Origin of the sequence: Rhodoluna sp. (assembly GCF_024639375.1) — a bacterium.
In the GTDB taxonomy this organism is placed as follows: Bacteria; Actinomycetota; Actinomycetes; order Actinomycetales; family Microbacteriaceae; genus Rhodoluna.
Window position 1 is genome coordinate 1 of record NZ_JAHEIM010000017.1, and the last position, 12,043, is coordinate 12,043.

At 51.5% G+C, this 12,043-nt stretch carries 13 protein-coding genes and 1 pseudogene; 6 read left to right on the top strand and 8 right to left on the bottom strand.

Annotated elements, in window-relative coordinates; genetic code table 11:
* Positions 1-126: pseudogene (locus Q0L28_RS06195) on the top strand (dTDP-glucose 4,6-dehydratase); the annotation flags it as partial.
* A gap of 11 nt (positions 127-137) precedes the next feature.
* Here the strand turns inward: Q0L28_RS06195 and Q0L28_RS06200 are convergent.
* Together Q0L28_RS06200 and Q0L28_RS06205 are read right to left on the bottom strand one after the other, a co-directional pair.
* The gene (locus tag Q0L28_RS06200) at positions 138-431 is read right to left on the bottom strand and encodes a type II toxin-antitoxin system RelE/ParE family toxin (protein ID WP_296633043.1); all 294 of its coding nucleotides are present in this window, start codon (positions 429-431) and stop codon (positions 138-140) included.
* A 2-nt stretch (positions 432-433) separates the two neighbouring features.
* Positions 434-685 carry a hypothetical protein gene (locus Q0L28_RS06205; protein WP_296633047.1) on the bottom strand — a complete coding sequence of 84 codons (252 nt, stop codon included), beginning with the start codon at positions 683-685 and terminating at the stop codon, positions 434-436.
* Between the two features lie 141 nt (positions 686-826).
* Between Q0L28_RS06205 and Q0L28_RS06210 the strand changes: the two genes are divergently transcribed.
* The 3 genes from Q0L28_RS06210 to Q0L28_RS06220 are packed head-to-tail and all read left to right on the top strand — an operon-like array spanning position 827 to position 4,111.
* Positions 827-1,786, top strand: coding sequence for a glycosyltransferase family 2 protein (locus Q0L28_RS06210; protein ID WP_296633050.1), 960 nt, complete (start codon positions 827-829; stop codon positions 1,784-1,786).
* Between the two features lie 42 nt (positions 1,787-1,828).
* A complete protein-coding gene (locus Q0L28_RS06215; protein WP_296633053.1) occupies positions 1,829-3,538 on the top strand; it encodes a glycosyltransferase family 39 protein in 1,710 nt (569 codons plus the stop codon).
* A 48-nt stretch (positions 3,539-3,586) separates the two neighbouring features.
* Entirely contained in the window at positions 3,587-4,111 is a 525-nt protein-coding gene (locus Q0L28_RS06220) for a hypothetical protein (protein ID WP_296633056.1), read from the top strand.
* Positions 4,112-4,223: 112 nt separating this feature from the next.
* On the opposite strand, the gene Q0L28_RS06225 is transcribed toward Q0L28_RS06220, so the two are convergent.
* Positions 4,224-5,000 carry a hypothetical protein gene (locus Q0L28_RS06225; RefSeq protein ID WP_296633057.1) on the bottom strand — a complete coding sequence of 259 codons (777 nt, stop codon included), beginning with the start codon at positions 4,998-5,000 and terminating at the stop codon, positions 4,224-4,226.
* A gap of 52 nt (positions 5,001-5,052) precedes the next feature.
* On the opposite strand from Q0L28_RS06225, the gene Q0L28_RS06230 reads away from it, so the two are divergent.
* Positions 5,053-5,655: a LysE/ArgO family amino acid transporter gene (locus Q0L28_RS06230; RefSeq protein ID WP_296633060.1), complete on the top strand. Its 603-nt coding sequence runs from the start codon at positions 5,053-5,055 to the stop codon at positions 5,653-5,655.
* 9 nt (positions 5,656-5,664) lie between these two features.
* On the top strand, positions 5,665-5,928 hold the full coding sequence (locus Q0L28_RS06235; protein WP_296633062.1) for a hypothetical protein: 264 nt from the start codon (positions 5,665-5,667) through the stop codon (positions 5,926-5,928).
* Here Q0L28_RS06235 and Q0L28_RS06240 read toward each other — a convergent pair.
* From Q0L28_RS06240 to hutU, 5 genes are all read right to left on the bottom strand, one after another.
* Complete coding sequence (locus tag Q0L28_RS06240) at positions 5,897-6,928, bottom strand: Gfo/Idh/MocA family oxidoreductase (protein ID WP_296633063.1); 1,032 nt, start codon at positions 6,926-6,928, stop codon at positions 5,897-5,899. The genes Q0L28_RS06235 and Q0L28_RS06240 overlap by 32 nt on opposite strands.
* 2 nt (positions 6,929-6,930) lie before the next feature.
* Entirely contained in the window at positions 6,931-7,911 is a 981-nt protein-coding gene (locus Q0L28_RS06245) for an arginase family protein (protein WP_296633066.1), read from the bottom strand.
* Positions 7,908-9,401: a histidine ammonia-lyase gene (hutH, locus tag Q0L28_RS06250; protein WP_296633069.1), complete on the bottom strand. Its 1,494-nt coding sequence runs from the start codon at positions 9,399-9,401 to the stop codon at positions 7,908-7,910. The genes Q0L28_RS06245 and hutH overlap by 4 nt, the downstream gene beginning before the upstream one ends.
* Entirely contained in the window at positions 9,398-10,603 is a 1,206-nt protein-coding gene (hutI, locus tag Q0L28_RS06255; RefSeq protein WP_296633071.1) for an imidazolonepropionase, read from the bottom strand. The genes hutH and hutI overlap by 4 nt, the downstream gene beginning before the upstream one ends.
* Positions 10,604-12,043, bottom strand: a 1,440-nt coding sequence (hutU, locus tag Q0L28_RS06260; protein ID WP_296633074.1) for a urocanate hydratase, incomplete at its 5' end; no start/stop codon positions are given. It abuts the gene before it with no gap.

Here is a 12,043-nt window from a genome sequence, read left to right on the forward strand (position 1 = left end):
GTGCCGGATAGGCCTGGGCATGATCTGCGCTATGCGATTGATTCTTCGGCGACTGAGGCCGAATTGGGTTGGCGGCCGGTGCGGGGGAATTTTGAAGAGCGGTTAGCTGAGACTGTGGATTGGTATTTGGGGCGGGGCTAGGTATCGGTGTTTATTTTGGCTGATGAATAGACCGCTAAATCGTCGCGAAGGCCAACCGAGACCACATACAAAGTTAGGTCTTGCTCAATAATCTCGTAGACAAGTCTGTGCCCGGTTGAAGATAGTTTTATTTTGAAAAACTGACTTAGGTCTCCGCGAAGCCGAGCCGAGGGAATGTCTGGATTTTCAAGCCGCTCAGATAATTTCTTCTTAAATCTGGTCTGCACAGCCTTATCGAGTTCTTTCCATGCTTTGAGAGCCTTTGGGTGGAACTCGAGGGAATAAGTCACATTTATAAGTCTTGCAGGTTGACCTTTATGGCTAGGTTGCGCTGGCTAGAAGCTGTTAGTAACTCTTCGCGCATTTTGTGCTCCCAGTAGATCTCCATAACCTCTTCGAATAATTCGGGCGGAAGCACGTAGAAGGAAGGCTCGTTGTTGTTCAAAACGGCAAAAGGCTTGCCTGCAGCTTGTCGCAAAGATTCTGCTGGGTTGTTCTTGAACTTAGAAACGCTAGTTGTGGTTTTGGTTAGTACTTCTTGCATGGTTGCCTCCTTTCCCTGAATTTATCCCAATATTTATCCCTTGTCAAGAAGTCCGGGCAGATGTGGAAAACCTTTGGCCGTTTGTCGCTGGGCTGCGCCTAAACTTGCCAAAGAATCAATTTCTAGGGGAGAGATCAGTCAATGAGCGCATCGGCTCCAGTTATTGCTGTGGTTATTCCGGCATACAAGGTGACTGCCCACATTCTTGACGTGATTTCAGAGATTGGCAAAGAAGTCTCAAAAATCTTTGTGGTTGACGATGCCTGCCCAGAGGGCTCGGGGGCTTTGGTTTCGGCCAAGTGTGCCGACAAGCGCGTTGTGGTTTTGACCCACGGTGAGAACCAAGGTGTTGGCGGAGCTGTGGTCACTGGGTATCGCGAGGCACTTGAGGCCGGGGCCGAGATTGTTGTGAAGCTTGATGGCGATGGGCAAATGGACCCAGCGTTGATTGGGGAATTGATTCAACCGATAGTCGACGGCAATGCCGACTACACCAAGGGCAACCGTTTTGACAGTTTGGTTGGACTGCGTGAGATGCCAGGTGTGCGCGTGCTTGGTAACGGCGTTTTGAGTTTGATGTCAAAGCTTTCTAGCGGTTACTGGAATGTGACTGATCCAACCAATGGCTACACCGCAATTCACCGAGACGTGTTGAAGGCCATTCCGCTTGATATGTTGAGCAAGCGTTTCTTCTTTGAATCAGATGTTTTGTATCGGTTGAGCATTATGCGTGCCGTGGTTTGGGATGTGCCTATGGAGGCGCGTTATGGGAATGAGAAGAGCAACCTATCGGTGTTGAAGGCGCTGTTTGAATTTCCGGGCAAGCACTTTGTGCGTTTTCACAAGCGACTTTTTTATAACTACTACTTGCGTGACATGAGCGCGGCTTCATTGGAGTTGCCTTTGGGTGTGGCGCTTGGGTGGTTTGGATTTATTTTTGGTGTGACGAAATTTGCGGAATCTGTGCAGAGCATGGTGCCGGCGACTGCGGGAACTGTGATGTTGTCGGCGGTGCCAGTTATCTTGGGTTTCCAATTGGTGTTGGCGTTTTTGAGTTATGACATTGCGTCTGTGCCAAAGCGCGTGAAGCACAAGAAGTAATTCGAACGGAATTTGGGGTTGATGGTGGCTGGAACGGGTTCAGTGAAAAAATTTGACCGAGCATATTTTTGGTTGGTTGTTCCGTTTGTTGCTGCTCTGATTTCTATTGGCCGTGTGTGGCCGGTTTTGCCTGCGGTTATGCAGGATGAATATGTTTACAGCATGCAGGCAAGGTTTACTCCGTTTGCTGAACAGTTGTATCCGAACTATTTGTTCTCTTGGTTGTATTCGGGAACTAGCGGCTGTGGTGCTGGTTTTTATCAGTGTGGCAAGAGCCTGAATGTTTTCTTTTTCTTTGTGACACTGGCGTTTATCTTTTTGATTGCGCACCGATTGCTGAGTGTGACCTGGGGCGCGATGATTGCAGCGGTTGCTGCGTTTAGCCCAATTCACGTTTATGTTTCTTACTTCATGCCAGAGGCAATGTATTTTGCGTTCATTACTGCAACTATCTACGTTGCGTTGATTGCTGGGGCAAAGCACAAGTTGGTGTGGTGGATTGCTGCTGGGGCGATGCTTGGGTTGAGTGCACTGGTAAAGCCACACGCGTTGTTTACTTTGCCGGCTTTTGCACTCTTTGCAGTTTTGATTTCGCTGCGCTCCGAGGGCGGCAGCTTGGGCAAAGGGTTGGTTGCCGGGCTGGGCAATTTGGTTGCCTTTGCTGTTGTGAAGTTTGGCGGGGGCTTTGCATTTGCCGGGGCTGCCGGGCTGTCTTTGTTTGGTAGCTCTTACAGCGCCAGCTTTGATCAGTTTGTGAATCAGTCGGCCGGGGCTGGTGCTGGGGCCGGTGTTAGTGCGCCGGTTGCTGCGGGTACCGGTTCGCCGGTGGTGGCTGCTGAGGCTAGCGGGCCTGGGTTCTTTGATGTTTTCGTGCCGCACTCGCTGGCTCATTTGGCGCTTTTGCTTACCGTTGCGGGTATTCCGCTAATGCTCTCAGTAAGTGTGATCAAAGACGCACTGATTAAGAAGCAGCAGGTTTCTGCGGCAAGTCAGTTCTTGCTATTGGCAGGCCTGCTTAGTGTTTCATTTGCTTTTGTGGTGGGCGCGTTTGAAGGTGTGGTTACTGCTTTGGGTGACGACCACAGTTCGCGAATCATTACCCGCTACTACGAATTCATGTTTCCGTTGTTAGCAATAACTGGTGCAGTTTTTGCGAAATTTGTGGAACCTAAGGTGCGCGTTCGTCTGATTCAGGCTGCGGTGATTATTGCCGCAACTATTTTTGGTTGGGTCTATCTGAGTGGCGTCAACCAAAGTTTCGCCGACTCAATTTTGCTTTCTGGTTATTTGTCTAGCCCGGCAGTGATTCCGATTATTTGTGTGATTGGAATTGCGATTGCGTTGGTTTGGATTTTCTCGGCAAATGCGGGATCTAAAGTAATTGTTTACGTTGCTACACCATTGGTGTTGTTGATTGCAGGGTTTAGTTCGCAAAGTTATTTGCTTTCGCAAGTTGGAACGCAAGAGGCATACTTTGACGTTGCCGGCCAAGTTGCAAAAGAAAAACTTGCCGATGTTGCCGGCGACAAGATCATGATTGTTGGGCCGGTTAGGTATCAGAACTTCACCACAAAGTTTTGGATTGATAAACCGTTTATTGCCGACGCAACAATTCCAGACGGTTCAAAACTGACCGGTGAAGGTTTTGCTGATTACGACTACCTGATCACAATCGGAAATATTGAATTCAGTTCTGCTGCAGAAATTGTTGCGCAGGACCAGGGTTATTCGATCTTGAAACTTATTCACTAATTTTCACACCTTCTATTTTTTGTCTTAGGGCGAGCGTACGCTTGCCAGGTGCATGTGTATGTAGATGAAAGTAAGGCTAAAGCCTACTTACTAGCCGCGGTAATGGTGCCGTCCGGCAATCTCACGAAATTTAGAAGAATTATGAAATCCTTTCTGATGCCCGGGCAAGGACACATACATTTTGTAAATGAAAAAGACAGCCGGCGTAAACAAATTCTTCAAGCGCTGGATGAGTTGGGAGTCCAAGCGAGAATATACAGAGTAGCGGGGCTTAACCCGATTGTGGCAAGGGCAGTATGTATAGAGGCCTTGATGGATGATCTAGTTGAATTGCAAGTCACAAGTCTTAATTTCGAGCTTGAAGAGTCTGCGAAAAATAGCGATGTGATTTTGCTTCGACAAGGTCTTGAGAGGCGTGGTTTGCGTGCGGTTACTGAGTATAAGCATCTTGGAAAGTCTGCCGAACCCATTCTTTGGATTGCAGACGCTATTGCCTGGAGTTATGCACGGGGAGGAGATTTCAGGCGTCGCTCATTAATACTTGTCGAAAATGTCAGAGAGATCGCTGGTTAAACGCGAAACTCGGCTCACCGACCGTCCGGAAGGGTACCGAGTTCACTTCAAGAAGCTAGTGCCGCTTGCAAGATAAGAATAGCTGGGTGTGCAGACAATTTGCAAAGGGTGTTTATAACTTTTTTGAGACTCGCAGGCCGGCGAAATAGGTTGCTTGGCGAACCGGCCACTCCCAAAGTTCGCTGATTGGGCGAAGGGTTTTTGGCAGATGCGCTTTGCGAACGGCGCTTGCTTCGTTCACCGATTCACGACGACGACTTACCGAGAGCGAGCCTGGGTGCCAACGGAAGTTAGCCAAAGTTTTTGGCAGGTAAACGCACTTTCCGATTTCTCTTAGCGAATAGAAAAGTTCAAAGTCAAAGGCCCAACCAAACTTATTGCTTAGCCCACCGATGCGTTCAAATGCATCACGACGATACAACGCACCAGGCTGCGGAATTAGCTGCGGTCCAAAACGCAACAGTTCCACCGCCCACTTGCCACTTTTGTTGGTGAAGATCGGCTTGCCATTTGGGTCAATGTATTCGCAGCCGCCGTAGACGAGCACCGGGGCATCGGGTTGGGCAAGGCGCTGGGCCGCGGCAGTTAGTGAACCGGGGGTCAGCAGATCATCGTCACCCAGCCAGTTCATGAAACGGATGTCTTTTGGCAGGGCACGAAAACCAAAGTTGATCTTTGCGGCCAGGCCTGGCTCTGGCTCATCGAGGTATTCGTCAATTAGACCGTTTGCCAAGAACGCTGAGGCATCAAAGCCCTTGTTGCCCACCAGAATCACATAGGCGTTGCCAGCTTCGCGAATGGATTGCAGGGCAAGGGGCAGGTATTCAGGGCGGCCACCAATGGTTGGTACAACAATGCCCACGCGCTCGGTTGCTGCTGGGCTGGTCATAAGCAAAAGTCTAGACGCGCCCCGCAGCGGGCCGCCTGTTTAGACTTATTGGATGTTTGCATTCCTGCCTGGGCTTTTGACCGGCCTTTCGCTGATCATTGCGATTGGGGCCCAGAACGCCTTTGTGATTCGCCAGGGGCTCACCAAAAAGCACGTGCTGTTGGTAGTGGCGATCTGTGCACTGTCAGACGCCGTGCTGATCTTTTTGGGGGTTGGCGGCCTTGGCGCCTTGATTCAGGGGCTGCCTTGGCTGCTAGAAATAATCCGATGGTTTGGCGTGCTCTACCTTGGCTGGTTTGGTATCAAGTCACTAAGGTCAGCTTTCAAGGTGCAGAGCTTAGATGCATCGGGTGAGCAGGGAGGCTCGGCTGCAAAAGTTGTTGCGGCGGTGCTGGGTTTCACCTTTTTGAACCCACACGTCTACCTAGACACCGTGATTTTGCTTGGCTCAATTGGTAATCAATTTGGCGAGGCAAAGTGGTGGTTTGCTACCGGAGCTGCGGTTGGCAGCGTGTTGTGGTTTAGCTCGATTGGTTTTGGGGCCAAGGCGGCATCGGGGTTGATGAAGAAGCCAAGCTTCTGGAAGATTCTTGATTTCGTGATTGCTGTTGTGATGTTCTCTATTGCAATTCTTTTGGCCTTCTACAAGTTCTAAACTCAAACTATGGACGAGCAAGAACTAATGATCACTTTTAGTGTGTTGAGTTTCTCTGTGCTTGGTTTAGGCGCGATTGTTTTGAGTCTCGTAACCTTGCTTGGCCGAGGCAATCGTTCTTTTGCAATCATTACTGCGGCGGCAACAATTTTTCTTGGTGCGTTTATGTGGTTGGTGTTAGCCCCCGAAGGTTTGATTCCAACCGCACTTGGTGTGATTGCGTTAGTGCTTGGTGTTTGGCCTAAAGGATCTGCGCGCCAATCAGACGAATAATCTCTGCACAAACTTCTAGGTTTGCAATTGAATCTGCGTGAGATTCGTAAGGTGATTCAAGTAGACCCTGATCAACAAAACTTGCCAGTGCAGTTGCTTGGTATGAAAGACCTTCGTGCGCAACGATTCCAGTTTCATCTTTCCAAGCGGTGAATGGTGCATTGAAATCAACATTGGCAATTGAAACGGTGGTTGGAATAAAAAATTCTGGACCAACCATTAGTTTTGCTTTTGATCCGCCAACTGAACCAACACCAGGAACCGCACCGCGTGCAGACATCAGAATGTAAGCACGTGCACCAGATGCGTACTTGAGCTGCACTGAAACTTCTTCTTCAATTCCGTTTGGGTGCAGCACCCCCTGAGCGGTGATGCTGGTTGGGTTACCCAAGAATGTTTGCGCAAAACTAACCGGGTAGATTCCCATGTCAAAGAATGGATCGCCGTGACCCTTCTTCCAAAGTCGCGGAATTTCTAGGTTTGCCTGACACATCGATACCTCAAGCAAATCAATTTCACCAAGTGCATCGTTGGCAAGAAGTTGACGAATGATGCTGTACTGCGGAAGGTATCGGGTCCACATTGCCTCCATGGCAAGCACACCCTTTGCTTTGGCGGCGGCAAAAATCTCGGCAGCTTCTTTTGGATCAAGCGCTACCGGTTTTTCAACCAACACATGTTTGCCGGCTGCGATGGCCTGCAGCGCGTGATCGCGGTGTTGAGTTGGCAAAGTTGGAATGTAGATGACGTCAATGTCATCGCGAGCAAGCAGGTCTTCGTAGTTGTCGTGTGATTCGATTCCGAATTTTTTGGCGAAGTCCTCTGCCTTGCCCGGTGTGCGCGAGGCAACCGCCACTATTTGCTGCTTGGTGTGTTTCTGAACACCCGATACGAAGTACTCGGCGATGCCGGCAGCTCCCATGATTCCCCAACGGAGAGACGACACCGATGCCGGGTCAATGATTTGCGGTTCAGGAAGAGTAAATGCCGAGTTTGTCATGCTTAGAGCATAAAGCCGGCGGCCAGCTCCAAAATGCCCAAGGCGGCTAGGCGAACTGTGCGACCATCGGCCGAATCTGCCGACGCGTCAATCTCTGTGAGGTCAACCGATTTGATTTGAGCGTGTGGACCTGCAGGGGTGTCGGCATGCGAGCGCCCGGCAGCCTGCCCGATCTCAAAGCAGAAGGCGCGGAATTCATCTGCACTGATTCCGCCCGGGGCGGCAGCCGGGCAGGCAGGAACCGCTGCACGATCACAAACATCAACATCAAAGTCCACGTGAATTGGGCCACCGGCTGCGCCGGCAATCTGGATTGCCTCGGCAACAACATCGGCTGCACTGCGTGAACGAAGTGCGGTGCGCGGAATTACGTGAATACCAAAATCTTTTGCACGCTTTGCGTAGGCGGCAGAGTTAGAGAAATCGGCGATGCCGATCTGCACAATGCGCTTGCCATCTAGACCAGCTTCATCAACCAGGCGACGAACCGGTGAACCGTTGCTGACGCCATCGCGCAGATCGTGATGCGCATCAAACGTAATCAATCCCGCCGTTGCACTGTTGTTTGCGAAAACACCCTTTGCCATTGCGTAGGTGACTGAGTTATCACCACCTAGCCCAATGGCAAGTTTGGTTCGCGATGCAACTTGTTGTGCGAGTGTTGCTGTGCGTTCTTCACCGCTGAAATCTAATTCACCATTGTTGATCAGTGCATCTGGATTTTCAACATCACCAAAGTCGGCGAATGAAAGTTGCGAAACATCTTTATTGATTGACCAACTAAAAGTTGAGTAACGCTGCAGCGCCTCGCGAATTGCGGCTGGAGTTAAGTGAGCGTTGGTTTTAGAAATTGAAGTTAGGTGCGCGGGAATTCCAAATAATCCAAGATCGTAATTTGAAGTTGCATCGGCAGACTTTAACCACGCGCTGGCGCGCGGCCAGTGCGGATCATTTGGTAACTGATTCATTTGCACGGTACTCATGAACGCAGTAACTCTGCTGCGGCGGCAAGTTCTGGCGCTAGGAATCTATCGGTGCCCATTCCTGGCACAACCTTGCGAAGACGAGAAATTAATTCTGCGCTGACCGGTGAAGGCTTGTTTGGTGCGCGAAGTTCAATTGCGCGGGCAGCGGCGGTAAGTTCAACAGCAAGAATCATGCGCAGGTTGTCTACAACTTTGCGCAACTTGCGCGCCGCGTGCCAACCCATTGATACGTGATCTTCTTGCATTGCCGATGATGGAATGCTGTCAACGCTGGCCGGCGCGGCAAGACGCTTGTTCTCGCTGACTAATCCGGCTTGGGTGTATTGCGCAATCATTAGTCCGCTGTCTACTCCGGCATCGGCGGCAAGGAATGGCGGCAAGCCGCTTGAGCGATTTTGATCAAGCATGCGATCGGTGCGGCGCTCTGACATTGAACCAAGATCTGTTGCCGGGATTGCAAGGAAATCAAGAATGTAGGCAACGGGTGCGCCGTGGAAGTTTCCGTTACTGGTGACCTCACCGTTTTCTAGAACGATTGGGTTATCAACGGCTGCGGCAAGTTCGCGAGTTGCTACGACAGTTGCGTAGTCGATGGTGTCGCGAAGACCGCCGGTAACTTGCGGAGCGCAACGAAGTGAATAGGCGTCTTGAACTTTGTTGTCGCCAATTTTGTGTGAGGCAACGATTTCAGAATCTTTGAGGGCGGCAAACATGTTGGCTGCCGACTTAGCCTGGCCAGGGTGTGGGCGAAGTGGCTCGTGCAGTTCTGGGCGGAAGACCTGGTCAGTGCCCATTAGGCCCTCAACGCTCATGGCGGCAATCTTGTCTGCGTAATCCACCAGGTGATTTAGGTCGGCGATTGCGAGGATGGCCATGCCCAGCATGCCATCGGTGCCATTGATCAGGGCCAGGCCCTCTTTCTCGCGCAGTTCAACCGCGGTGATGCCGGCCTCGGCTAGGAGTTCAGGAACCGGTTGTTCAGAGCCATCTGGCCCAAAGGCGCGGCCCTCGCCCATAAGAACCATGGCGCAGTGGGCCAGCGGGGCAAGGTCACCGCTGCAGCCAAGCGAGCCGTATTCGTGCACGTAAGGGGTGATTCCGGCGTTCAAAATGGCAGCCATGGTTTGGGCAACCAGCGGGCGGGCGCCGGTGCGGCCAGAGCACAGGGTCTTGAGGCGCAGCAGCATTAGAGCACGAACGACTTCGCGCTCAACTGGCTCGCCCATTCCGGCGGCGTGGCTGCGAACCAGAGACTTTTGCAACTGAACCCGGTCTTCGATGGCAATGTGGCGGTTGGCTAGGGCGCCGAATCCGGTGCTGATGCCGTAGACCGGGGTCTCACCGCTGGCCAGTTTTTCAATGTGCTCGCGGGTGGCGGCCATGCCGGCCAGGGCCTGCTCTGAAATCTCGACGCGGGCGTTGTGACGGGCAACATCGATCACGTCTTGCATGGTCATGCCGGCTGAGTTAATGGTGACGGTTCTCATTTTGTGACGGCCCTTCCGGCAATGTATGTCTCGCTAATCAAATTTACTCCCGGGCGGTAGGCCAGGTGAATGTAGCTTGGTGCATTGATCACGGCAAAGTCTGCGCTTGCGCCGACAGAAAGATGACCAATGTCGTTTCGACGCAGCGCCTTTGCGCCACCCATCGTTGCCGACCAAAGTGCTTCTGCTGGTGACATGTGCATCTCGCGAACTGCAAGTGCGATGCAGAAGGCCATTGAAGATGTGTAACTAGAACCCGGGTTGCAATCGGTGGCGAGTGCAATGGTTACTCCGGCGTCAATTAGTTTTCGTGCGTCTGGATATTTTGAACGAGTTGAAAATTCTGCACCGGGTAGCAAAGTTGCAACCGTATTTGAATTCGCCAGAGCATCAATGTCTTGATTGGTTAAATGCGTGCAATGATCTGCCGATGCACAATCAAGCTCAACGGCAAGTTGGATTGCGCCAATGTTTTCAAGTTGGTTTGCGTGAATGCGTGGTGCTAGACCCGCGTTGATTCCGGCTTGTAAAATTTCGCGGGCTTGATCAACGTTGAATGCACCGCGATCGCAAAAAACGTCAATCCATTTTGCGTGCGGAGTTGCTGCGCTGAGCATTGCGTTTTTTACGAGATCAACGTACGCGTCTGCTCCCGCTTCAACTGAGCCAAATTTCGCCGAGTCCCTAAATTCCTGTGGCACAACGTGTGCCCCTAGAAAAGTTGTTTCGCTGGTGTGCTTGGCCGCGATTGCAAGTGAACGTGATTCTGTTTCAACATCAAGACCGTAACCACTTTTGGTTTCAAAAGTTGTGATGCCACTGGCGTGCATTTCTGCAATCAGTCGCTCAAGGTTTGCTTCAAGTTGTGCGTCTGTTGCTTTGCGAGTTGCAGCAACAGTAGTTTTGATACCGCCGGCACTGTATGACTGACCTTGCATTCGTGCAGAAAATTCTTCGGCACGATCACCGGCAAACATCAGGTGTGCGTGTGAATCAACAAAGCCTGGAATTACTGTTTGATTATTTAAGTCAATTTGCTCATCGGCTGCCGGCGCATTCTTTGCTTCACCTACCCACGCAACTTTCCCGTCTTCAACAACAATCGCAGCATCGCAGATTTCACCTAAATCGCGCGAGGCGGCATCGGTGCCATCTTGGTTATTCGTAAATAAACAACCAATGTTGTTAAAGAGTGTGCTCATTTACTCAGTATCAAGCATCGGCACATGCACGTGCTTCTCGTGTGCCACGCGCTTGGCAATGTCGTATCCGCTGTCTACGTGACGAATCACGCCCATGCCAGGGTCGTTGGTCAGCACCCGGTTTAGCTTTTCGGCCGCTAGATCACTGCCATCGGCAACCGATACCTGACCCGCGTGAATACTGCGCCCCATGCCAACACCGCCACCGTGGTGCAGGCTAACCCAGCTAGCACCAGAGGCCACGTTCAACATGGCGTTCAGAATTGGCCAGTCGGCGATTGCGTCTGAGCCATCAAGCATTGCCTCTGTCTCGCGGTAAGGCGAAGCAACAGATCCACAGTCAAGGTGGTCGCGGCCGATAACAATTGGTGCGCTAACTTCGCCGCGCTTAACTAGATCGTTGAAAACAGCTCCGGCCTTGTCGCGTTCGCCGTAACCCAACCAACAAATTCGTGCTGGCAGACCCTGGAACTGCACGCGCTCTTGCGCCATGTTTAGCCATCGGTGTAGGTGTTTGTTGTCTGGGAACAACTCCATCATGGCCTGGTCTGTGCGATAGATATCTTTTTTATCACCCGATAGCGCGACCCAGCGGAACGGACCCTTGCCTTCGCAGAACAGCGGGCGAATGTAGGCCGGCACGAAACCTGGGAAAGCGAATGGGCGATCGTAGCCGCCCTTACGAGCTTCATCGCGAATTGAGTTGCCATAGTCAAAGACGATTGCGCCCTTGTCCATAAAACCAACCATTGCTTCAACGTGCTTTGCCATTGCAGCTTGGGCGCGCCTGGTGAAGTCTTCTGGGTTGTTTTCGCGTGCGTCTTTGGCGTCTTCTAGCGACATGCCCTCTGGAATGTAATACAGCGGGTCGTGTGCTGAAGTTTGGTCGGTCACAATATCGATTGGGACTTCGCGCTTTAGTAGCTCGGCAAAAATTGTTGCAGCGTTTCCAACCACACCAACTGACTTTGCAATCTTGGCGTTCTTGTATTTGGTGACCAGGTCAATTGCTTGATCAAGGTTGTCGGCGATTTCATCTAGGTAGCGATCGCGCACGCGCATCTCAAGTGAACGGCGATCAACGTCAACGATTAGACAGGTACCTTCGTTCATGGTTACTGCAAGTGGTTGTGCACCACCCATGCCACCGCAACCACCGGTAAGAGTTAGTGTGCCGGCAAGTGTGCCGCCGAAAGATTGCTCGGCGACAGCAGCGAAAGTTTCGTAAGTGCCCTGCAGAATTCCCTGGGTGCCAATGTAGATCCATGAACCCGCGGTCATCTGACCGTACATGGTGAGACCGAGGTGTTCTAGTCGACGAAACTCTGGCCAGTTGGCCCAGTCACCAACCAAGTTTGAGTTTGCAAGTAGTACGCGCGGTGCCCACTCGTGAGTGCGGAAAACACCAACCGGCTTACCCGACTGCACCAACATGGTCTC

Excerpts from the sequence above, each read along its gene's own strand:
- Q0L28_RS06205 (WP_296633047.1), bottom strand. The coding sequence starts at position 685 with ATGCAAGAAGTACTAACCAAAACCACAACTAGCGTTTCTAAGTTCAAG.
- Q0L28_RS06210 (WP_296633050.1), top strand. The coding sequence starts at position 827 with ATGAGCGCATCGGCTCCAGTTATTGCTGTGGTTATTCCGGCATACAAG.
- Q0L28_RS06225 (WP_296633057.1), bottom strand. The coding sequence starts at position 5,000 with ATGACCAGCCCAGCAGCAACCGAGCGCGTGGGCATTGTTGTACCAACC.
- Q0L28_RS06230 (WP_296633060.1), top strand. The coding sequence starts at position 5,053 with ATGTTTGCATTCCTGCCTGGGCTTTTGACCGGCCTTTCGCTGATCATT.
- Q0L28_RS06235 (WP_296633062.1), top strand. The coding sequence starts at position 5,665 with ATGGACGAGCAAGAACTAATGATCACTTTTAGTGTGTTGAGTTTCTCT.
- Q0L28_RS06240 (WP_296633063.1), bottom strand. The coding sequence starts at position 6,928 with ATGACAAACTCGGCATTTACTCTTCCTGAACCGCAAATCATTGACCCG.
- Q0L28_RS06245 (WP_296633066.1), bottom strand. The coding sequence starts at position 7,911 with ATGAGTACCGTGCAAATGAATCAGTTACCAAATGATCCGCACTGGCCG.
- hutH (WP_296633069.1), bottom strand. The coding sequence starts at position 9,401 with ATGAGAACCGTCACCATTAACTCAGCCGGCATGACCATGCAAGACGTG.
- hutI (WP_296633071.1), bottom strand. The coding sequence starts at position 10,603 with ATGAGCACACTCTTTAACAACATTGGTTGTTTATTTACGAATAACCAA.